Annotated in this window: 15 protein-coding genes; 2 read left to right on the top strand and 13 right to left on the bottom strand. The window is 52.0% G+C overall.

The genetic code is table 11. The annotated features are described in order from the left end of the window. Positions 1–5: 5 nt before the first annotated feature. From D4L85_RS13670 to D4L85_RS13640, 7 genes are all read right to left on the bottom strand, one after another. The gene (locus D4L85_RS13670) at positions 6–1,364 is read right to left on the bottom strand and encodes a PhoPQ-activated pathogenicity-related family protein (protein WP_119754823.1); all 1,359 of its coding nucleotides are present in this window, start codon (positions 1,362–1,364) and stop codon (positions 6–8) included. Positions 1,365–1,507: 143 nt separating this feature from the next. After that, positions 1,508–3,136, bottom strand: a complete 1,629-nt coding sequence (locus D4L85_RS13665; RefSeq protein ID WP_119754822.1) for a SusD/RagB family nutrient-binding outer membrane lipoprotein — start codon at positions 3,134–3,136, stop codon at positions 1,508–1,510. 20 nt (positions 3,137–3,156) lie between these two features. Then, positions 3,157–6,558, bottom strand: coding sequence for a SusC/RagA family TonB-linked outer membrane protein (locus tag D4L85_RS13660; protein WP_228450884.1), 3,402 nt, complete (start codon positions 6,556–6,558; stop codon positions 3,157–3,159). Positions 6,559–7,112: 554 nt separating this feature from the next. Beyond that, complete coding sequence (locus tag D4L85_RS13655; RefSeq protein ID WP_119754821.1) at positions 7,113–9,734, bottom strand: family 20 glycosylhydrolase; 2,622 nt, start codon at positions 9,732–9,734, stop codon at positions 7,113–7,115. 75 nt (positions 9,735–9,809) lie between these two features. Then, a complete protein-coding gene (locus tag D4L85_RS13650) occupies positions 9,810–12,035 on the bottom strand; it encodes a ligand-binding sensor domain-containing protein (protein WP_119754820.1) in 2,226 nt (741 codons plus the stop codon). A 118-nt stretch (positions 12,036–12,153) separates the two neighbouring features. Continuing rightward, a complete protein-coding gene (locus D4L85_RS13645) occupies positions 12,154–14,403 on the bottom strand; it encodes a ligand-binding sensor domain-containing protein (RefSeq protein ID WP_160143712.1) in 2,250 nt (749 codons plus the stop codon). Between the two features lie 185 nt (positions 14,404–14,588). After that, positions 14,589–16,352: a purple acid phosphatase family protein gene (locus tag D4L85_RS13640; RefSeq protein ID WP_119758782.1), complete on the bottom strand. Its 1,764-nt coding sequence runs from the start codon at positions 16,350–16,352 to the stop codon at positions 14,589–14,591. Positions 16,353–16,740: 388 nt separating this feature from the next. On the opposite strand from D4L85_RS13640, the gene D4L85_RS13635 reads away from it, so the two are divergent. Then, positions 16,741–17,193: a cold-shock protein gene (locus D4L85_RS13635; protein ID WP_119754818.1), complete on the top strand. Its 453-nt coding sequence runs from the start codon at positions 16,741–16,743 to the stop codon at positions 17,191–17,193. 486 nt (positions 17,194–17,679) lie between these two features. On the opposite strand, the gene D4L85_RS13630 is transcribed toward D4L85_RS13635, so the two are convergent. The 6 genes from D4L85_RS13630 to D4L85_RS13605 form a co-directional block, all read right to left on the bottom strand. After that, positions 17,680–17,871: a cold-shock protein gene (locus D4L85_RS13630; RefSeq protein WP_073133259.1), complete on the bottom strand. Its 192-nt coding sequence runs from the start codon at positions 17,869–17,871 to the stop codon at positions 17,680–17,682. A gap of 262 nt (positions 17,872–18,133) precedes the next feature. Then, positions 18,134–18,493 (bottom strand): hypothetical protein, encoded by a 360-nt coding sequence (locus tag D4L85_RS13625; protein ID WP_119754817.1) that lies wholly within the window; start codon positions 18,491–18,493, stop codon positions 18,134–18,136. Between the two features lie 28 nt (positions 18,494–18,521). Next, complete coding sequence (locus tag D4L85_RS13620) at positions 18,522–19,385, bottom strand: sigma-70 family RNA polymerase sigma factor (protein ID WP_119754816.1); 864 nt, start codon at positions 19,383–19,385, stop codon at positions 18,522–18,524. Between the two features lie 67 nt (positions 19,386–19,452). Then, positions 19,453–20,547, bottom strand: coding sequence for a fatty acid desaturase family protein (locus D4L85_RS13615; RefSeq protein ID WP_119754815.1), 1,095 nt, complete (start codon positions 20,545–20,547; stop codon positions 19,453–19,455). Between the two features lie 386 nt (positions 20,548–20,933). After that, complete coding sequence (locus D4L85_RS13610; RefSeq protein ID WP_119754814.1) at positions 20,934–22,112, bottom strand: cystathionine gamma-synthase family protein; 1,179 nt, start codon at positions 22,110–22,112, stop codon at positions 20,934–20,936. 12 nt (positions 22,113–22,124) lie between these two features. Beyond that, a complete protein-coding gene (locus tag D4L85_RS13605; protein WP_119758781.1) occupies positions 22,125–23,261 on the bottom strand; it encodes a serine hydrolase domain-containing protein in 1,137 nt (378 codons plus the stop codon). A 205-nt stretch (positions 23,262–23,466) separates the two neighbouring features. Between D4L85_RS13605 and D4L85_RS13600 the strand changes: the two genes are divergently transcribed. Further along, positions 23,467–23,799 carry a PadR family transcriptional regulator gene (locus tag D4L85_RS13600; RefSeq protein ID WP_119754813.1) on the top strand — a complete coding sequence of 111 codons (333 nt, stop codon included), beginning with the start codon at positions 23,467–23,469 and terminating at the stop codon, positions 23,797–23,799. The last annotated feature ends 2 nt before the right edge of the window (positions 23,800–23,801 follow it).

Here is a 23,801-nt window from a genome sequence, read left to right as displayed (position 1 = left end):
GTTGACTACTTTACAAACACTTCGTCGTTATCGGCCACATACATGCGCGTGCTTTCCGTGTATTCACCGCCATTGGGGTCTTTGTATTTCAGATCCAAATAAAAAGCGCGATACCCAGAGGATGGAAAGGGCTGGGTTGACGTGATCACGGCCGTTTTCTTTTTCAGCATCAGACTTTTTCCCGACCACTTGTCGTTCCGGAAATCGGTGTCGGGCGATTCGGTGGTCCATAGGATGGCGTCCACCAGTTGATCGGGTGTTGCTTTCACGCTGAGGGTAATGCCTTTCTTGGAATATGTGAGCGTCGGCGTGCACAACGGATAGGGTGTATGCATCAGGGTCTCTCCAAAAAAAGCGCTTAATGCTGTGAGTGCTTGTTTCTTGTCGCCAAGATCATGCCCCACGTTGGGAACATAATGCACAAAGTTCTGGCCTGGGATGCTGTCGATGTAGTGCTTGATGGCGTCGACTGTCCAGTATTCGTCGTTGGTACCCATGAAGAGCATCTTGGGCATGGTCAGTTTCTTGCGATAGGAATACGGATCGACCATGGTGTTGATGGCTTCTCCTTTTTCGGAGCGCGCCGTTTGCGGAATGCCCAGCTTCACATAGTCCTCGATCTGAACGCTATAGGCCTTCCACATTTTGATTTGATAGTCGAGGTTGACGGGCATGTTGAGCACATCGATCACCATGGGCGCAATGGCCGTCACCCGCGGATCGCTGGCGCCGGTGAGCCACGTCGTCCAACCGCGTTTAGAAGCACCCGACACCAGAAAGCGATTCACGTCGTGCTGCAAGGTAGTTTTAGAAAAATCCTGCACGGCATCCATCGCCCGGACGGCGCTTTTCACCATGGGAAAAAGTAACGGCCAGGAATAGTCGCCATCTTCTTTAAAATTGTGAAGCGTGAAAGAGATCAAGGCATCTTCTTCGAGGTCGTTGAAGAGGGGTTGATTCGGGGTTTGACGCAGCACGGCCACGATGGCCTTGTTCTTGGTGGCCATGTCGGCCATGGATTTGTTGAAGCCGTCGTCGCGGCCTTTCATATTGGGCAGACCCTTGTTGTTGCTTCCGCCGGTGATGAACAGGAGGGCGCCGTCGTAACGATTCTCTGCGGGTACCAACACAGTGAGTTGGTGGCTCCAGACGAACTCGTGCCATTGTTGGGAAATGAGCAGCAAGCTATAGGCTTTCACGTCGCCAAGTGTGTACGTGTCCTTCACTTCCCAGCGATAGGTTTTGTCGCCGTTGTTCAGGTAGCCTTGCAGGGCGGTGGAGGGTGTGAGCTGGGCTTGGAGTGTCGTGATGCTGAGGCAAACCAGAAGGAGTGTGAGGAGGGTGTTGGGGAGAAAGTTCTTCATGAAGGTGATGCTTTGTTTAGGTGAATTTAGTGATGATCCGGTGTTGCTGAAAATAACGGGGACTTGCCTTCGCTAAAGCTTCGGACAAAGAAAGAAATAGCGGAGATGGCTCCTCCGCTATTTCGAGATTTGCAGCTATTATTTTAGTTCCAGGGTTTGCCGGTGCCTTGTATCAACCAGGGTCTGGACCAGGCGCTGTTTTTGCCGTCGGCTTGGGAGAAGCCGGTGACTTCGAGCTTGTCGATGGCGCTCGAGGTGTTGTCGGCGTTGAGCCTGATCTCTGCTTGCATGTAGTAGAAACGCAGGGGAAGACGGTCGCGCTTGGCCGAGATGCCGGTGGTGAGTTCGGGGTAGCCGGTGCGGCGGTAGTCGAACCATGATTCGGTGGCGACGGTCCAACTGGCGATCCACTTTTGTTCGATGATCTGTTGTTGGGTGTTGTTGAACACGACGTCGGGTTGCGTGATGTAGTCGCCGTAGGCGTCACCTAAACCCCAGGTTTGAAGGGAAGCGGCCACGCCGGCGTTATAGTGCTCTTCGGCGTCTCCGGCGTTCCAGCCGTTCAGCGCGGCTTCCGCCAAAATGAAATGTACTTCGGCAGCCGAGATGAGTCGCGATTTTAACAAGTCGCCTTTTGCTTCCTGGTACATGTCGCTGAGGAAAGACACGTGCGGGTTATACGACAACTGTCCCGGAGTAGGGTTCATGTTGTAGGCAGAAGGCAATGCCGAAAAACTTGGAGGTATGCCCACATAGTCGGGATCGGTATCGATGATCACACCGTCTACCACATCGGGTGCCAGGTAACGGACACCGTCAATGATCTCGTCTGTACCTGCGGGCAGCGTGTTGTCTACGACGAGGGGAACTTCGATCTTCTTGGCCCACAGGTCAAGCCGGGGATCGTTCAGGGATTCAAGTTTGTCGACGAAGGTGGCGCACATTTTTATCCGGCGGAAGTTGCTGCCGCTGGCGTCGTAAACGGAATTGGAAGGCCATGCGTCATCGGCGTTGTTGCCCACGTAGGCCATGGTGGCATCATCTTCGGGATCGGTAATGATCGGGAATTGTGCCGGGTCGCCTACGATCTGCTCGATGCCTGTCTTTGCGTCGGACGAGAGTTTGGGGGATATGCGCAAGTAGTAGCGGAGCAAAAGGGAGTTGGCCATCTTGCGCCAACCCATCGCATTGCCTTGGTAGATCACATCCACATCGTTGCTGTAGCCCGGGTTCGCCGTGTCAAACTCGGCCAGGAGTTGGTTGGCCGTTTTCAAATCGGCGATGATGCCTTTATAAATATCTTCCTGGCTATCGAATTTAGCTTGTGAATTTTCGATGCCGGGCGTCTCGCCATTCAGCGCTGCCGAGTAGGGCGCGTCACCCCACAGGTCGGTGATCAATCCAAACATGAACGACTTCATGACCAACGCTACACCCTGGTGAAATTTTTGATCCAGCTTCACGCCACGGTCATACAGCAGCTTGTTGTTTCTAAGCACGCCATAGTAGGCCGACCAACTTTGGTCGTACCAGTTGTAGTCGTTGTGGCTGTCGGCCCATGCATCGTATTGAGTATGCTGCATCACGCCGGCGACGTCGCCGAAGCCGAGGTTGGTATAAGCCTTGGCACCTTCGGTGAGCACCGTGGGCAGGATTAGGTCGGGGTTCACGTCGGTGGCCTCGATGCCATTGGGGTTCTTATTTACTTCGGTCAGATCTTCGCAGGAAAAGAGTGCGAAGACAACCAGACATGCTATCCATTTTGTTTTCATAATAAGTTCGCGGTTATGTCTTAAAACGTCAGACTCAATTTAAATCCTGTGGAGACCGTCCAGGGGTTCACGTTGTAGCGCTCGATGCCCTGTTTGAACGGCGAGTTATTTCCCTGTTGATTGCCTTCCGGCTGAAACGCCAACTCCGGATCGACGCCGATCTTGGCTTTGGTCCACAGCATCAGGTTGCGTGCATACAGCGAGAAGCTGGCACTTTGAAGTCCGAGGCTACTGATAAAGGTCTTCGGCAATTGATAGCCCAACGAGATCTCGCGCAGCTTAATGAATGACGCATCAAACATGGCGGGCTTCATAAAGCTCCAGGGATAGTTGTCGGCGAAGGGAATGTATTTAGTATCCGGGCCGCCGAGGTTTTCTGTATAGCCTGTGATGTTTCCATCGGCATCATATTGTGCGATCACACCGGGATTGAAAACACCGTCGTTGAGCGTCACGCCATCGCCCAGGTCACCCAGGGGATGTCCGCCATATTCCGGGCCGGGGCCGCCCACAATGTGAAAGCCGTTCTTGATGTCCTGGTCTGCATTGGCCACCAGGTAATCGCGAAGCGCATCGCCCGTCATGTTGCCGGGGTTGATCAACTGATCGAGCCACCGTTGCGTCTTGAGATCGGACTCGGCATAACGATAGGTTTGTGAAATGAATTGACCGCCCTGACGCCAGTCGAACGAAAGGTTGAGCGTAAACGCTTTGTAGGACAAGGTAGATTGCATGCCCATCAGGAAATCGGGATTGTAGTTACCGATCTTATTTTTGGTATCGCCGGCACTCACGCTCTGCCATGATCCTTCGTCATCCAGCAGCGGGTAGCCGTAGTACGGAGAGTTCTTGTCTTCCACGGTTACCAGCTTCGCATCGTAGAGATCGCCGATCTCTTCACCGACATAGGTCCACGATCCACCTTTTCCATCGGTCCAGAACGTATAAAATTTATCACCACCCGACAGCTCCATGAGCTTCGTCCGGTTGCGGCTGTAGTTCACATTGACATCCCACCGCCAGTTGCCGTTCTCCACCACAGTGGCGCCGGCACTCAACTCGATGCCTTTGCTGACGAGGAGCCCCGAGTTGATCTTGCGCGATTCAAATCCACTGGAAGGCGCCAGCGCGGTGGAAAAGATTTGGTTTCGGCTGTCCATTTTATAATACGTACCCTCGAAACGCACGCGGTTGTTAAAGAGGCCCAATTCCAACCCAAATTCGGATGTGGTGAGCATCTCCGGTTTCAGATTACTAGTGAGGATGTTGGAGGACTTACCGAGCCGCGGTGTTCCATCCCAGGCTGCATAATTGTCGAGGATATTGTAGAGCTGGTACGGTTGTGTGTCGTTACCCACTTTCGACACGGCGGCCCGCAACTTCAACATGCTGAGATCATCGGAAATGTGTACCATTTCATTCACCAACACACTCAAGGAAGCCGAAGGATAAAAATAGGAGCGGCTTTCTGGTGGCAAGGTGCTCGACCAGTCGTTGCGTGCGGTTAGATCCAGATAGACCATGTCTTTGTATCCGAGCGTAGACGTTCCGTAAATGCTGTAGATCGATTTCTTATTCCGATTGCTGCTGTACTCCAGGTTGGCTTGGGGGATGTTCTGAATAGTATACAAACCCGGCACAGTCAATCCAGTACCCGCCTTGCTAGCGTTCGACACACCGCCATAGTTCTGGTGCATCGCGTTACCCCCCGCCGACACGCTGAGGTGAAACTGGCCGATGTCTTTTTTATAAGTCGCCAGGAAGTCAGCGTTGCGTTCCAGGCGGTCCATGTCGATGATGCCATAGGCACCACGCGGTTCGCCGGTATAGCTGTTGGCGATCTTCGTTTCACGTTGCTCTTTATAGGTATCGAGCGAATAGCGACCGAACACCGAGATGTCCTTCGTGATCTGCCAGTCGAGTTTCACGTTTCCGTAGACGCGGTCGCGCACAAAACTGTTGTTCACTTCATGGGCTAAGAAGTAAGGGTTGTTGTACTCTCCGGCGCCATCATCTTGGGTGAGTTGCTGCAGGCCTTCTTTTCCCTTTACCCAATAGTTCTTCATGTCGCGAATGTCGATGTGGGGTGAAACATAATAGGCCCACTGGATCGGGTTGGTCCCGCGGTTTCCGGCCGGCCGGTTGTTGGAGTTGCTGCGGGTGAAGTCAACGTTCGTGCTAAAACGGACATTGTTGGAAATCTTTAGCGACGTGTTGAAGTCCAACGTATTTCTAAACAAGTCCGAGTTGGGCACGATGCCGCGGTTGCTCATGTTGGTGTAGGCCAGCCGATACGTGAGTTGATCGCTGCTGTTCGACACCGACACCGTGTTGGTGGAGGTGATACCGGTGCGCACAAAGTTCTTCACGTTGTTGGGATGCGACGTCAATAGGGTGGGAATCTTGTTTCCATCGGCATCCACGGGGCTGTTCCATTGAATGGCCTTGTAGCCCTGGTCGAGCCGCGGACCAACACCCGCTACGGTTCCTTCATCGATCGTCAGCACTCCGGAGGGATTGGCATCCGGAGTATACGGCCGTACGCCCACGGCATATTTATCGTGGAAGTCCAGGAATTTGTAGGGGACATCGAAGGTGTTGTTAGTGGAAACGTTCACCGTTAATTTCTTGGCCTTCGCACCCGTCTTTGTCGTGATCATGACCACACCGTTTCCGGCGCGTGAACCATACAATGCAGCAGCTGCGCCACCTTTCAATACGGAGACGGATTCGATGTTGTCGGGGTTCAAATCAGCAATCGCGTTGCCATAGTCCACGCGGTTGTCCGAACCGATAGCGCTCACGTTCTGTATCGAGTTGTTGAGCGGTACGCCGTCCACGACAAAGAGGGGCTGATTATTGGTGAGCGACTTGGCACCGCGGATCACCATGTTCACAGAGGAACCCGGACCACCAGTGGATGAAATGGTCACGCCGGGCACGCGGCCCGCTAAACTATTGAGCACGTTCTCCTGCGGAATGCGATTCAGATCGTTACCGTTTACGCGTCCTACGGAGTAGCCCAACGAACGCTCATCGCGTTTAATGCCGAGGGCTGTCACCACCACTTCATCGAGCGACTCGGTGTTGGGTTGCAGCACGACGTCGATGGCCGTTCTGCCGCTGATCGATACTTCCTGGGTGGTGTAGCCGATGTAGGAAAACACGATCACCGCGTTGTTGTCGGATGCAGTGATGGAATATTTTCCATCGGCATCCGTGATGGTACCCACCTGTGTTCCTTTCAGGTAAATGTTCACGCCCGGGAGCGAGCTTCCATCGTCGGCAGAAGTGACTTTGCCGGTCACCGTCACTTCAACGGGCGCGCTGGCCAGGGCATTGCCTGCCAGCAGCAGCATCACGCAGCAGGAGAACAGGTAACTCCTGCATTTTTTCTGTACACTGTAAAATTTCTCATTCATGGGGAGATGGGGGTTAATTATATCAGAGTTAGTTTTTGCTCGTTTGATGTCATCTGGTTTTTTCTTGGGCGTTGAAAAAAAGGGCATTTTTTTCAAGTGATCCTCCGTTTAGGCAACGGTCCCTTTCTGCTCCAATTCCGGTAACCGCAGGATGCTTATCTAAAGCTGGTCATTTATTGTGTGCAGTGTGCGCGCATTTTGCGTCAACCGAGGCAGGGTTTGCGCAAGAGTGGAATATTTAATACGGGCTTAATATAATGATTTTCAAATCTTTACAATAGCCTTGAAACGATACGCAAAATGCTCCTTTGCCTTGGTGCAACGTCGTGGCCAAAATACCGGAAGTGGCCTTAAATGGCACATCCAATCGTATGTTGATGATTTTGGAAATTTATGTTCACGACGTTGTCCAAAAGTGAGCCGGGTCGGACATTAAGCCCACTGTACCGGGCAGAGGCTATACTGTGATTCTGCGAGGGTCATCATTTGATGACGTTTAGGCTGGAGGTTTGCTGCGGATGGTGTTCATAAATTTCATTTCGCACAAGGACACCTCATTCGGACGACACGTTGACCCGGTGACTCCCTTTGCCGGCGTCATCAAAGCTTCTCAAGACCACGGGACCTTTCACGGCGACGGGTTTTTCATAGCGCGGTGAGGCGATGGTCGGCTCGGTTCCGTCTGTCGTGTAGTGTATAGTCAATCCAGGATATTCGACATTTGCTTTCAGCTCACCATTTTCAATGACAGCTCCCGGCGGGGGGACGCGATAGTTATAGCCGCCATTCAAATAATGAAGACGCGGCAGCTCCCGTTTGCCCAAGCTGTTGGCGAACACATTCCATCCGTCGCGGATAAGTTTTTCGCGCTGCGTTTTATCGTCCACGGTTTCCCAGGAGCGTTCTGCTGCCCAGGCGCTTTCGGCAAAGCCTACCAGTTTCGGAAGGACGTAGTACTCGAGCATATCGCGGCCCTTCACGGTTTCGCACCAAACCTGTGCTTCCAGGCCAAGAATATTTTTGCGGGCCTGGGGTTTTAGATGCTCTACAATGATTTTATTCTTCTCATACCCCTTCACGGTTTCGAGATCGAGTTTTTGACCCAGGGAGTTTTTCTTCGTGGTCTTGAACATATCATAAGGCGCAAAGGTCCAGCTGTGACGGGTATCAACAAACCCGGCCCAATACAGACCCGGCTCCTGCGGATCCTTGCTATACGCCAAATCAAAATAGAAGTTGGACACGTTGCACAGCACCACCTTGTAGCCGGCGTTGGCCAATCGATAGCCCAGGTCGGGATAGTCGAAAATGTTGTTCCAGATATAGGGCACCACATTCGCGTTGACAAACTCCGGGTTGGGTTCGTATTTGCCGTCCGCCTTTTTCGCGAGCGCCACTTCTTCCCATCCATCCAGCTGGAGGTTTCGCGATTTCAGCCGCTTCACCAGCTCGCGTAGAAAATAGGTCTGCAAATTTTTGGGGTCTTTGATCTCGGGGTGCTCACGCATCAATGCCATAGCCATCGGCGATTTTGTCCACGCGCCTTCGGGCACTTCATCGCCGCCGGTGTGGAACTCATCCAAGGTCAACCCGGCTTCCTGGTAGAGCGTAGCAATTTCATCCACCACTTTCTCATAAAAATGAAAGACCGACTCGCGCGCCACGCACACGACGTTGTCTTGGTAGCCTTGTGCGGATAAGTAGACCGATTTGTCATCGGGATCGATGAGGCGATATTCGTTCGCCTCATCTTCCTTGCCTTCCTTCATCAATCGCTCATAGCGGGCTTCCATGGCTTTGATCGCCGCCCGTGCGTGACCAGGGAAGTTTACCTCGGGAATGATCTTGATGTGACGCGCGGTGGCATATTTTAATATCTCGATAAAATCCGTTCTCGAATAATAGCCATGACCAAAGCGGCCCTCCTCTTTTGCAAAAGGCCCGGAACCGTAAGCCGGGTGCAACGCCGGCGCTTCTTTGCCAGAGGTATGTTGTCTTTGTGCACCTACGTCGGTCAGCTCAGGCAGATCTTTAATTTCAAGGCGCCACCCTTCGTCTTCGGTGGTGTAGAAAAGAAAGCGGTTGATCTTATAGAACGACAAAAGATCAAGTGTTCGCAGGATGGTTTCTTTGGTTTGAAAATTCCGGCTCACGTCTAGATGCAATCCCCGGAACGCAAAGCGGGGAGCATCGTTCACCTGCAGTTTCGGCAACCGCAATGTACCCGATCTACTTGCATAGGATTTCAACGGTATGCATGCACGCAAACTTTGAATGCCATAGAACACTCCAGCGGCATCGCTCCCGGAAATGTCAATGCCGTTTGCCATGATATTCAACGCGTAGGCCTCGTGAGCCACTCCGTTCACAACAAGAGGTGCCTGCAGGAGCCGGATGGCCTTTCCTTGCGGGGCGCCCGACTGCGTTTTGAGATCAAGTCCGGTAGCCTCTTTCAGCGCTGCGGCCAGGTAGGCCGCTTCTCCCTCCAATCCCTTCTCAAAATAGATAGCCCAGGCATTATTTACTTCGACTGAATCTTTGTCCATGACCAGCGAAACGGGCGAAGGAATGATCGGCTTAACCGCGGCGGAGGAAAGATCGGTCATGTCGAGGTTGTTCTTGTAAGACAGCGCTGCCGTAGGGATCGGCTCCTCATCTTTTTCATTCCGGTTAATTTGATCCGGACTGACGAAAGGCTTCCAGGTGTATTCGATGACGTTCTCAATTTTTTGTTCCTTCCCCTCGTCATCATAAAAAACAAAATACAAACCCAGGGGCCGGTCTGTTTCTTTGATGACCGCTTCCACGCCGCGGTAGAAAATATCTATCGATTCCCCGGGTGGCAGATGAAAGTTTTTGTCTGGTTTCAGCACATACCAATCTCCATTGATGTGATGAAGGCGGGCGGGCTGTTCGGTTTGGTTGTCAAGGATCGGTCGCGGGGCCATGCTGAAGAACAGGGCCCAGTTCTTATCGTCCAGGTTGACATCGCTGTGGTTCGTCAATTGAAAGCGTGCATAGAATGCATCCTTTTCACCGGTGAAATTGGTGACCAGTTCCCACAACACAGCAATTTTGCCCGTGGTCGCCAGTGCGTTCTTTTTTGGCTGACACGCCGTGCCGCTCAACAGGAGGAGAACAAAGAAGCCGAGCGTGTATGGGTTTGTGGCGTTCATAAAACAGGGATGTCTATTCTAAATTTTATGAATATCTTTTTACGATACAAGGCATGCTCCAATCCTTTCGCGGATTCATTTTTCAACCGGCGCACTGATCACCCCAAGGTAGCGTCCCATCCAGTAGGGCAACAACCAAATGTCGCCGGCGCTGTATTCCGATGTACCGTTGTCGCCACCTTCCAAGTCAAAGCGGTTGGCGTTGTGGCGGCTGATGGGCAATTCGTCGGGCGGCAGCACCTCGCGAAGGGTTTGCTTGCGAAAGTTGGGTTCAATGCGCGCGATGTCCAGGCGGTGTTCATTCGACACGTTCCAATGGATCAGGTCCAGGGGATATTCTTGCAGGTACCAAACCGCCTCGTTCAGATCGAATTCGGGCGTGCCCGTGAGAGCGGTGAAAATATTCCACGCGCCTTCTTTCTCGGGCCGCTCCGCCTGCCAGTGGTCGATGATCGATTCTTTAAAACGCGTCTTCAGCGTGTCGTTCAATGCATAACGATACAAGCCCCAATAGCCTACAAAATACATTTCATCATCCGAATGGTTCCACGCCTCCGACAGCATCTTGCTCCAGTCGTCGGCATCCGGCGCGGCCATGCCGATCTTGCTCATGGGGTACATCAGGTTTTTGAAGTAACCATACTTCTCCATCAGCTCAAAGGCTTTTGTCTTGTACGGTTCTTTTTTTGTAAAATGGTAAGCCGTTTGCAACATGGCGATGATGTTGGACGAGTTGATCTTCCGGTCGCCGACACCAAAGGGCCGTTGGTTCACATAGTCGGGGTTCCATTTTCCCCATACGGTGGGCTTGCCATCCCAATCCACCAGGTAGAGGTTATTGTCGAGCACATGTTGCATCAAGGAGTCGATGAGGGTGACGGCGCGATGTTTCAGATCCTGGTCTTCCAACAGTTCGGCCATCACGCCAAAGGCAAAGATGTGACCGATGGCTTCGTCGCTGCTCGTGGTCGATTTCCAATCCCACTCGGGATCGCTCGCACGGCGCCAGGGTTTGTCATCATACTTATAGCCTCTCCGTTCGAATGACCGCGACGGAAATCCCTTCAATTCATTGATGGAATACAACCGCTCCATCGCCTCGGTGGCCTCGCGAATATTTTGCAGGGCGTCGTCCGACTTGGTAACCGCATAGCGAAATACTTCTGCGCCCAGATACATGGACGTCCACAATCCGTCGTTGTCGGAGTCTTCCAGCGAACCCGTGGCCAGGCTGCCGTCTTTCATGTAGCCCAGCGTGGCATTGAAGCCGTGTCGGATGTGGCGCGCGCGAACCTGTCGCTCGAAATAGTCGGCCTTCTCGTGAAGGGTCATTTTTTTGAACACGATTTGTCCCAGCCCCAGATCGGTCAGGATCAGGATGGAGCCTTCCGGCCCTTCGGCGATATCGACCACGCGATCGCTGGGGAGCCAACGCTTGGAGGCGTAATAATCAAACTTTCCATCGCTGCGTACTTTGAAAGCACCCCGTGTGGTTCCAAACCACAGGACATCACCGATCGTTCTCACACAAGTAATCTCCGTCCAGGGGAGTTTTGTCTGGCGTTCGCCTTTTTGAGTTGCCGAGGTGAGATCGATCACGATGTATCCTTCGCGTGTTCCGATCACCGCCTGTTTTCCTTTTTCGGTGAGGGTAAAGCTGGTAAGGTCCTTCCCTAAAAAAACCGTGTTCAACACATGATCTTTCGTGGAGAATGATTGCAGGGAACTGGCCGTGAGCAACCAAAACCTACCGGCGTTTTCATCGTAGGCCATGTCCAGAATGTTTTCGGTATGCTTTTCCTTCCACAGCGACTTTCCATTTACAACGTACTCCAGCTGCTGCCCATCCGAAAGCAGAAATCCTTCACGATTTCCTTTGAAGCGCGTGACCATGGGGAGGGTATGCGGCATAAACAATTCACCAGCCCAGGCGTTGGCCAGCACAGCTTTGTCGTCGACGTAGACAAACTGATGTTCACAGACCTCCAGCCCCCTGATCTTTTTATCCGCCAACGGCCGATAGGAGCGATCGGGCACCAGCGTCCCGGGGTAGAGAAAACTTCCCGCGAAAGGTTTCAGCAAACCCGCCGACGAAAAAACCTGGATCACACCATTGCGGTCGCTCACCACATTCTTCAACGTGATCCCTTCCCCCGCAAGACCGTACTTGATGCTGTAGTCCTGAGTAAAGGCCACGTCGGAGTGGATGGGTTGGGTAACGGGTGCCTTGGCAGGGGCGTCTGGTTTACAGGCTTGAAAGAGAATCGAGATCAGGACGAAGGTCCACGGCGCATATTTCATGGAATGAGCGTTTCAGTTTAAAGATCAACAAGATTGTTAAAAACCATACGTCTCCCGTGAGGATTTCACGTTTATCAGGGATGCATTTGCGCAATGACGCGTTCGTCTTCGCGGATCGTCACTTGGCCGGTTCCTGGATCATCCCCAGATATCGCCCCATCCAATAGGGTAGCAGCCAAAACACTGGCTCGCGCTCCATAAAATGATCGCCAGCGTTGATGCCCCAGGGATTTTTATCCCATCGCACTGTCGCGCGAATACTGGCCGGCGGCAACGCGTCCACTTGCACCTCGCCCAACACGGGCGTATGCACGACACGCACATCTTCCCGCTTCGTGTGATCTATGCTCCAATCGACCAGGTCGAGTGGCGTGTCGGTGAGGAACGCTACCGACGGTTGCAATTCTTTTTTCTGCTGTCGCGCATACGCATATATGAAATTGATCAACGGGTTGTGATCACCCTTGCGTCGTTCAAGCCATTGGTCGATATGGTTTTCGTAAAACTTTTTCAGCTTCGGGTCGGTTTCGGTCTTTAACAGGATGGGATATTGATAGGCCGACAAGATCACATCGAAATAGATAAACCACGCCGGGTTTTGATGGGGAATGTTGGCCATGTTGTCGAGGTAGCCTTCCGTTTGGATAAGACGGAGATACTCCTGCTGAAATTTCTCCTCGCCCGTGATGTAGTGGGCAAACTTGAGGAACGACAACACCTCCATCGAATTCAGGCTGCGGTCGGGGGTCCATTCGGGATCGCGATTCAACCGGTCGGGCGACCAAACGCCCCAGCGGGTGGGTTGCCCATCGATGTCGGTGAGCGTGAAGTGGTGGGCCATCAGGTGGCTGACAATTTTGGAAACGTGGGCGCGGATTTCTTTTTTCTCCGTCTCATCGGCCACGAGATCGTAATAAATAAAATAGCCGAACATGTGGCCGCAGATCTCGTCGCTGCTGGTGTCGCCTTTCCACATCCACTGGCCATCGCGCGACTTGTGCCAGCGGATCTCCACGGGTTTGTAGCGGGGTTCTTTCACTTCTTCGTCGGCCCGCTCGCGATCGGTGTAGGTGCGGTTTCCATCGTGATAGAACGTCCATTCCGAGGGCACGATGGTGCGGGCAAAGAAGCCGTCGGTCTCGGTCACTTCTTGCAGGAGTTTCAAAAACCGGAAGGCTTTGCGGGCTTTTTCTTTTGCGTCTTCGCTTTTGGTCGCGGCATAACGAAAGCTTTCCATCGCCAGGTAGTTGCTGGTGTACTCGCCATCGTTGTCGTCGTCTTCCGGTTTCCAGCGCGTGGTGTCGCCTTCCTGGAGCAATCTGCATTGTCCGGCGATCCAAGGTTCGCGAATGTGGCGGCGCATCAACACATCGTAGAAATATTGTTCTTTGGAAGCTAGTGTCATGGGTTTTCTTTTGATGGCGCTCACTCCTTTCGGTGTGCCTAACCAGGCGTTTCCATCGGCATCAAATGCAACGGCATTCACTTTGTCGTCGACCAGCCAACGCCGGCTGAAGCGCAGGGAGTGTGAGCGATCCTGGGCATACCGCACGACACCCATGTCGGTGCCGATCCACATCACGCCCGAAGGCGATCGGCGTACAGCGTTCACGTTGATCGAAGGGATGCCCTCATCAGGTTCAAGGGTTCTTACTTTCTTGCCGTTCTGCAATACCGTGACGCCGCCAAGTCCTCCAGCCCAAACCTGCCCGCCATTCGCCAACCCAACACCACGAATGTAGGCGCTCAACACATCGGTCGTATCCACGAAATGTTGCGTGCTGTCCTGCCCGGCATGATATAAGCCCACATCCGTTGCAAGCCACAACCCTCCGTCGCCATCGGAGGCCACGTCGCGGATGGAGCGCGCAACGGCGTAGTTCTTTTTCTCGCATCCTTCACCTTTAAAGAGCCAGACCCCTCTGGGGCCAGCGGCATACATTCCCTCCTTCGCGGGGCACAGTACACTTAGTGGCGGTGTGGCGCCTTCCCTTTTCGAAACCACATCATGCTTCATTCTAAACACAGCCTTCCACGTGCTCATCCAGACCGCCGAGTCCTGGTCTATCGCTACCGAAAACGCGGGGCCTTGTTCGGCGGCCGGCAGTGCCGCTTCCCACGTCATGGCGTTGTTCTTTTTCACAAACACTCCCGCCGGCGTAGCGATCCACACGTTGGCTTTATCATCCACCACGAGGCTTCGCACTTCGCCAACGCTCGCGGGAGTGGGATAGCCTTCGTGATATTCCTGCAAAAACACGGTATCGTGAAACACAGTCGTTTCGGTGGGGGCGGAAGGCGCCGGGGCATTCTGCTTGCAGGCAAACCAGCATGCACACGACAACAGTAGAAAAAATCGTTGTGTCATAAATGGGGAGTTCGCACAGTCTCTTTGCGCGTAAGCAAGGATATTAAATTTTAATGAAGTACGGGAGGGATTTTGCGTATATCAATGGAATGTTAACGCATGATCAAGAACGATCGAAATCTTGGCGGCTGAAATCCAGCAACCCCGACAGCATGAACGTACGGAAGCTACGCTGGGCACCTGCGCTATTTTCGAATGGTGAACGTATCCTTTACCGCGCCCTCACTGTCCACGGCAGTATAGGTGAGCGACTTGTCATGAATTTCCATGCGCTGATAAAAGTATCCACGGTCATATTGTTTCACGGCATAGGATTCCGGTGTCATGGCGTCATGCTTGCTGGGAATGCTGATGGAGATGGCATATACCGTACCCTTGCCAAAGTTGTCCACCACCTTTCCGGCAAACATCGGGTTGGAGCGCATGTAGTAGTGAATGTGTCCACCCAAAACCATGTCGACATGATATTTGTCAAAAAGGGGAACCCAAGCCTTTTGAATATCGAGATACGGTTCTTCAAAATTGTAGGGTGGAAAATGAAACATCACAAACTTCCAGGTAGCCTTGGTGTTGGCCAGTTGCTCTTCGATCCACGGTGTGTGGGCATCGACTTCGGAGGTGGCGTCGATCATGATAAAAAGCGCGTTGCCATATTCAAAAGCATAGCTCGATTCCTGGTCGACGCCGCGGGGCGCATTTTTGGGCAAACTAAACAGGTCGTAGTAAAGCTGCGCGCCTAAACCGTCTTGCCGGTCGTGATTCCCGGGCACGGGCATCAAGGGCTTGCGTGAGAACACATCGTGCGAATAGCCAAACAGGTGGTCCCAGTCGTCGCGGTTGAGGCCCGTGCTCACAATGTCGCCGGCGATGGAATAGAATGCTGCGTCTTTATTGTTCTTGTCAGCCAACGACACCAGCTTACCCGAATCGGGAAAGCAATGTGTATCGCCAAACCACACGAAGGTGAAGTCATCGGTTTTCTCCCCTTCCGTCCGGAACGATCGCGCCGTCGACCACCCCAAGCCTGCGCCCACGCAGTAGCCGTAGTGCGTGCCGGGGCGCAAATTGGCGAGTTGCGCCGTGAAACGGTTGACGTACCGGTCATTGAACAGCATGCGGTCCTGGATTTGGTTCAGGGACGCTTTTGTGACCAACGTGTCGGTTGTCCCTTCCACCCAATACTTCACCGATCCCTGGGCAACGGAAGGGGCGGTGCGCCATTGTACGTCGATGCTGGTTTGGGGTGAGGCGCTCCAGGTCAGCAGAATTTGGTCGGGTTCGGCATGAGACGGAAACTGCGTTTTCCGAAAGGCGTCCACCACATGCGCCTCGCGTGCCCGGCCCCGAACCGTGGTGAACAATGCCTGGCCTTGCAAGGCTTCGGGAACTTCCGTGATTACCAGGCCCGACCAGTCGTGATAGGTGAACGCTCCCACGCGCAACGTGTCTACGGGGTAGCCGGGATATATTCCCGTCAGGGCGAGATGCTCTCCTTTGTTCTGGGGTGCAACACTCACGAAATAGACGGGACGATGTTTGTCAAAACCATTGATGCCCAGCGCGACCTGACCGGCCGGGAAATTTTTTTGCCATACCTCGTAGGTATACTCCTCGTTCTTCACCTCCAGGGTCGTTTTTGCAAACCCTGCCGGCTCCAACCAAAACGGAACAACGGCCTGGCCTTTGTCGCGCATGATGGACACCGTGACCGGAACGTCCGCGGTAAAATACTGGTAGCGCGTCGCCAGCACCTGTCGCTCTTCATCGGTCACAAATTGGCGCATAAAGGCGTCGTCGATCTTGTTAAACTCCGCTTCCGGAACGTTGGCATAGAGCCGGCTGATCACCGTGTCCATCACGCCGGCCACAGAACCCCGGGACTGGGGTGGTGTTTTGTGACAGGATATTAACGAGAAGATAAAAATGGAAGCGATAAAGATGTAGCGCATATAACCGGCGTTGTCAAAAAAAGGAAGGAGCCGGAATGCTTGATTCAAACATCTAGCCGGCCCTTACCTGTTACCCAAACTAAAATTCTACCATAGACAAAAGCCGTTCAACATCGTGTTTCTCGCAGCAAGATCGCTCTTGCTGCGACGGGCCTTTTCTACAGCTTCAAAAGTAGACTGAACCCCGGGAACCGACGTAAGGTTTTGCGTATAGAATACTTCAAAACGCGCAAATCCAGACGGCCAGAATAGTTTCATTCCGTTCACCCGGTTTTTGGATATTAAACCGTATCTTTACGCATCCTTCCTGTTTTGAGAGAAACTTAGCCTTCTAGGCCATCCCGATTCACCAAGGTTCCTTTCTCCAGTATTCACCAACCCACATTACATGGCCCGACCACAAGAATCGTTCAGCAAAAAAGACCTCGAAAAAAGAAAATTACAGAAGCGCAAAGAAAAAGAGCAGCGTAAAGAAGAACGCAAAGCCGCGCCCAAAGACACCTCTTGGGAAAATATGGTCGCCTATGTTGACGAAAACGGGAACCTGACCAACAAACCACCTGACGCAACCGTCAAAAAGAGCACCATCAACACCGCCGACATTGTTACCGGATCGCGCAACACGGGCGAAACCGTCCACGTGAAGACCCGGCAAGGAAAGGTCATGTTCTTTAACTACGCCAAAGGATTTGGCTTTATCAAAGACAACGAAACCGGCCGGAATGTTTTTGTCTCCAGCAATGTGTTGCTCAACACCATCAAAGACAACGACATGGTGACTTTCGAAACCGAACAAGGTCCCAAGGGATTAAACGCCATAAAAGTAAGACTGCTTAAATAGATCTTGCCCTCAAAGCAAAAAAAGGCTGCCACAAAAGGGCAGTCTTTTTTTTTAATAACCCCAGGCTTTAGCCTGGGGTTAGCGGCATGAAATGAAAATGGTGCCATCGGAAAGCCGGATCGATCTTCACGTTTCATGACACCAACCGTACACACTGCCCTGTGGGCGACACGGCGAGCCCCTCTCTTCTGGTGTGCTCGTATCCTTTGGGCGGAGCGGCCTAATTGCACTTCGAGGCCGGAGGTAGTGAAGGTGCGCTATGAACGTTCGTGCTACTTGTTAGGTGCGAGCGTAGCGCAGTTGCTAGCGACTGCGCTAACCCCAGGCTAAAGCCTGGGGTTATTTAATCCAAAGTGAGCATCCGATGTCAGCGCCAACGGTTGTTCCGTTTGTTAACACTAGGACTATCGCGAATAAACTCAATCAAAAAAGAAGAGGCTGCCCTTTTGAGACAGCCTCTTTGCATTTTTATTGAAGACAGTGGAATTAAACCAGCTTCACTTTCACGGCGTTCAAGCCCTTCTTGCCTTTTTCCACTTCATATTCCACTTCATCGTTTTCACGAATTTCGTCGATCAGCCCGGAGGAATGAACGAAGATGTCTTGTTCGTTCGAGTTCGAGGGCTTAATGAAACCAAAACCTTTGGCGTCATTGAAAAATTTTACTGTTCCTTGCATTTTGTAATGTTTTATAAAAGCATCGTTTTACGCTGCAGCCAGCCCGATAATCACCGATACGATCGCATTAAATTTTGCCCGAAGAAATCACAGGGCGAAGTGTAATGAGGGATTGGGAAATTAAAGAAGGAAAAAAGACAACGATGTATCAGTCTTGTTTCCAATTCACTTGAACTACGTCACAAAGGTAAACCTTTATTACCGGTAAACCTATTCCCGCGGCCTATAATCCCATCGTTGTCGCGCGATCGGTCGCGAAACCTCACGATTGCTCATCCGCAGCCTGCAATCGCGTAACGTGCAGCACAAACTGGCTGTCGAGTTTGAATTCGAAGCCATATTTCTCCATTTGTTCGCTGGCCTTGCGTGAGGTGTTGAGCATGCTCAGCAAGTCCTGGGCGGCGAACGATTTCCGGATGCCGTTTGTCGATTTGCCGCGGAAGGCTTGCAACACAAAGGAGAACGTCTTTTCCTTCGCGGCCAGCGCTTTGAACTCGTGACTGAAAAGTTTGTATTGTTGCGGACCGTCGCCGGCAGCCAGCATGAGGTGCACGATCACGGGGCGATACTTATTCCACAAAGAAAGATAAACGGTTGGCGTCATAGAATTCAAGATGTCCATTTGAAGGATTGGTTTGCTGTAGGGGATTTTATTCCAGGTATGCGCGCAGCGATCTGCCCTTGGTGAGGGTTTGCAGGCGCCGGGTAGCTTTTTCTTTTATTTGCCTTACGCGCTCACGGGTCAGGTTAAAGCGCGTGCCGATTTCGTCGAGGGTCATGGGTTGGTGACCATTGAGACCGAAGTAGCTGGAAATCACTTCCGACTCGCGGTGGGTCAACGCCGCCAGTGCACGGTTGATCTCCCCCTTCATCGAGTGGAGCATGAGATCAGCATCCGGTGTTTCAGCGCTGGTGCTGGCCAACACATCCAACAAGCTGCCGTCTTCGCCCTGGCTCAACGGTGCGTCTACCGAAACCTGCCGCCCGGTAAAGCGCATGCTGGATTCCACTTCTTCCAGCGAAACATTCATCGATTCTGCGAGCTCGGCCGGGGAAGGCTCGCGCTGAAATTTTTGTTCCAGTGCCGCGAACTCCTTGTGCATTTTGTTGAGGGCCCCCACGCGATTCAACGGAAGTCTCACCACGCGCGATTGCTCGGCCAATGCCTGCAAAACGGATTGACGGATCCACCACACCGCATAGGAAATGAATTTAAAACCGCGTGTCTCGTCAAATCGCATCGCTGCTTTGATCAGGCCCAGGTTGCCTTCGTTGATCAGGTCTCCGAGGGCGAGACCGTTGTTCTGATATTGCTTGGCCACAGAAACGACGAAACGCAAATTAGCCTTCACCATTTTGTCCAGTGCCGCGGCATCCCCCTGTCGTATCCGCCGCGCCAGATCCACCTCGGCCTCGGCCGTGATCAGGTCCACCTTGCCGATCTCCTGCAAATACTTATCCAGCGATTGCATTTCGCGGTTGGTGATCTGCTTGGTAATCTTGAGCTGCTTCATGTTGCGGGTGATTAAACCAATGAATTCAAAACACCGATGGAACTATTTCTTGAAGAATGTATCAACCTCAAACGGGGCGTGCACCCAATTGCTTCAATAACCGTCCATGCAAGACCAGCGCCTGGAAGAACGTGCGCGTGCTTTTATAGGGCAATCCAAACTCTGCAGCAGTATCTTTTACGATGCCCGCGATCTTCCGGTAATGCACATGGCAGATGGTGGGAAACAAATGATGTTCGATCTGAAAATTTAGTCCTCCCACATACCAGGAGAACCAACGGCTTTTGTTTCCAAAATTGGTTGTCGTCAGGAGCTGGTGCACAGCCCAATTATTTTCCAGCATGTTCGTGTCGTCGGGCAACGGGAATTCCGTGCCTTCGATCACGTGCGCGGGCTGAAAGATGATGGCCAGGATAAAGCCGGCGATATAGTGCATCAATACAATGCCGATGATGATCTGCCACCACAACAAGGGTGTGAACAACACGGGCAGCACAAAAATGTAGGTGATATACAAAAGCTTGCTAAAGATCAGGATGAACCACTCGGTGGTGATGTTGGCATTTTGTTTTTTCGCGAGGCCCGATTGATGATAGCGAACGATGCGGACGTAATCTTTAAAGAAAAGCCAAACGATCGTCATCAATCCATAAAGAAACCAGGCGTAGATGAATTGATACTTGTGCACTTTTTTCCAGGCGGTGTGTGGCGTCATGCGCAGCGCTCCGCGCGGACTGATGTCTTCGTCTTCCTCGTGCACGTTGGTGTAGGTGTGATGCAATACGTTGTGCTGCATCTTCCAGTTGAAGGCGTTGGCGCCGATCAAATTCAGAGAATATCCGATCAGCACATTGAGCCATTTCTCTTTGGCATAGGCGCCGTGATTGGCGTCGTGCATCACGGACAGGCCGATCCCTGCCAGACCGAGACTCATCACCACCACCGAGGCGAGCAAGGCGATGTTTCCCGTCACAACGTTGGCCAGGATCAGGCTGTAGGGAACAAAGTAGGCGGCAAACATAACGAGGGTCTTCACCACCATTTCGCCGTTTGCATGACGATTGATGTTATGATTTTTAAAATACTCGTTTACGCGCTTATTGAGCGTAGCTGAAAAATCACGATTCGACGTCGCAAAAGTTAATGACTTCGATTGTTGCATTATTGAAGAAGTAAGAATTAAAAACGGAGGTGAACGACTCCATTGGACCCATGCACTCCCATTGCAGGCACTACCACACGTGCGAAAGATGTGCTTTCACACAAAACATTCCGTATTAATTGTGGAAAGGATTAAGAAACTACAATTCCGAGGGGAAATTTCGGCAGTGAATTAAAAGAATCCGCAATTGACGCGTAAAGATACGACCAATTAAGTTATGAACCTATTGTCTCTAAAAGGGGCAAAAAGCGCGCTATTGCTCTCCGATTACGCCTTTATTAGACAACGCACAAGTGGCGTTTCCAGTTCAATGGAAGCCCACTGTTGCCGTGCTGCTTTCAGTGATCGTCTGAAATTTTTTCCAAGGTTTCATTAACGATCCCCCGTCAAATTTTCTTCATTGCACTTTCCAGGTCGGCCAGAAGGTCGTCTACGTTTTCAATGCCCACGGAATAGCGCACCAGGCTCTCGGGAATGCCGAGCAACCGGCGTTGTTTTTCAGTCAGCTCGACGTGACTGGTTGTTCGCGGAGGACCTGCGAGAGTGCTTACCGATCCCAGGCTGGCGCCCAGGTGAACAAGTTTCAAGGCCGGCAGAAATTTTTTAACCAACTCCCAGCCGCCATCCAAAGAAAAACTCATCATCCCTCCGAAACCGCGCATCTGAGATCTCGCAATAGCATGCCCGTGATGACTTTCCAACCCGGGATAGAAAACGTCTTTGACCTTCGGATGCTGCTGAAGATAGTGGGCAATTTTTAACGCCGATGCATTTTGACGTTCCACTCTCAACTCCAGTGTCTTCATTCCGCGAGCGATCATGTAGGCCGGATCGGACTGCAGGCTTGCGCCGTTGATCTCGCGAAAACTAAAAACCTTCTTTACCAACGCTTCCTTACCCGCCACCAATCCGCCCATAGCGTCGGAGTGGCCGCATAAAAATTTTGTCGCGCTGTGCACCACCAGGTCGGCGCCAAGTTCAAGGGGATTTTGATTGATCGGTGTGGCAAAGGTGTTGTCCACCATCGTGATCGCTCCCACTTTCTTTGCCGCCGCTGCGAGGCGCTTGATGTCTACGATCTTCAGCGTGGGATTTGTCGGGGTTTCGAGATAGAGCAGGTCGCATCCTTTGGCCACTTCGGCCTCGATCATTTCGTGGTCGGTCGTGTCGCAAAGTTTTACATCCACGTTATACTGGGGAAGAAAATCAAGAAACACTTTGCTGGTGCCGCCATAGGTATCCTTTAGCGAAACCACCCTTTTTCCCGCGGGTAAAAATGTGAACAGGCTGTTGCTGATCGCGGCCATGCCCGTGGAGAACGATGTGGCAGCTTCCGCTCCCTCCAATACGCGAATCTTTTCTTCCAGTGCCGCCACCGTTGGGTTGGTGTTGCGGCTATAGATATACCCGGGTTCTTTTCCCGTTGCCACATTGTGCCATTCGTCCAGATCCTCGTAGGCAAACGTTACGCTATTAACGATGGGTGTGGTGGTTGCGCCCTTGGTGTTGACGTTGCCTTCACCGGCCCATACGGCATCCGTGCCTTTTTTGTAAATCGATTTCATGATTTTAACAAATTACTTTTTGATGATGTTGTTGTAGAGAATGACCATAGACCGGCTCAGCACATTCCGGATATCACTTTGGTTGTCGGGAATGCATCCATTGGTGATCACTACAAAACCAAATTTGTCTTTGGGGTCGAAGAACATCGCGCTGTAAAGTCCGTAGGCCGAACCGGTGTGGCCCTTCAGTACTTTTCCCGGGATGAGATCAGCCGCCGTGCGCATGGCCATACCATAGCCCTCTTCCTCGGAGATCTTCTCCCGCATCTTTTCAGCACTTTTTTCAGACATGATCTTCACGCCTTTATACGATCCGTTATACATGTGCATGGTCATGTATTTCGCCAGGTCTTCGGCCGTGATCTTCATGCCTCCGGTGGGCGAGAACACGGGCGTGGTGTATCCCATGGTGTAGTTCCTGATCTCCTCGGTGCGAGGCGCATAGGCTTGTGGCATCGGCGTGAAACTTTTGTTCAAAGAATCATAGTCATACAGTGTAGCAAAACGCGAGGCATCCAAAGAGTCGACACAGTAGCCTCCATAGAGCCCGAGTGGATCGAGAATGCGATGCTTGATGCGCTGGTCGAACCGTTCGCCGGTCTGCCGTTCGATGATGGCGCCGATCATGTTGAAATTGAGATTGCAATACAGGTATTTTGTTCCCGGCGCATAGTCGCTATAACATTTTGCCCAGTTGGGATTCTTGGCCGGGTCGATCAGGTCCAGGTAGAAATACCCCTGGCTATCGTTGACGCTGGACGTATGCGACAAGAGCATTTTCAATGTAATGACCTTGTCTGGATATTTAGGATTCCTTACCGCGAAGCCCATCAGTTTGCTGGCGTCGTCGTCGAGGCTAAGCTTCCCGGTCTCGATGAGCTGCATGATCGCGACGGCCGAAAATGATTTTGATATGGACGCGATCCTGAAAAGGGTGCGATCACTGAGTGGAATATTCTTTTCAACATCCTGCATCCCGAATTGATGCTTGTAGACGATGTCGCCTTTGTTCACGACCACCACGGAAAGGCCAACCACATCCAGATCGTCGATCACCGCTTGTAGTTCTTTTTCCGCCTTGGGATTTTGACCGAAGCAAAAAATAGAAATGAGCAGGGCGGATAGGGTGAGCATACAATACTTCAGCATGGGCTTCTCTTTTAAAATATACATCGATCAAGCTATCCAATATACAGTATTGTTTCAATTCTGCCGATGCAGCGTCGGAGGTCTTTTCATGAAAAAAGGTCGAAAAATGGCTCGCTGGGCGGGATTTCGGATTATTTTTCAGAGCACTGTAACCTCGGGTTAAAATAAGCGTCTAATGCATAAGAACTCTATGTATTAACAGTTTATGCATCCAACCGAACTATTAAGGGGCACCCTGCAAACCATCATTTTAAAGGTGTTGAAAGACAATGGCAAAATGTATGGCTATGAGATCACGCAAATGGTGGGCGAGCTTTCGCAAGACCGGATCCTGCTCACGGAAGGCGCGCTGTACCCGGCGTTGCACAAGCTGGAAAACGACGGGCTGGTCAAAACGGAGGTGGTGAATATCGGCAAGCGCGTCCGGAAATATTATACGTTAACCCCGGAAGGAAAGTCCCTGGCCAAAGACCGGGTGGCCGAATTTATAGATTTCATTAAAACCATGTCTGCGGTATTGCAGGTAAAAGTAGGCTAAGC

Source organism: Chryseolinea soli (genome assembly GCF_003589925.1).
In the GTDB taxonomy this organism is placed as follows: domain Bacteria; phylum Bacteroidota; class Bacteroidia; order Cytophagales; family Cyclobacteriaceae; genus Chryseolinea; species Chryseolinea soli.
Note: the sequence above shows the minus strand (reverse complement) of the source record. Positions and strands in the feature narration are given on the sequence as shown.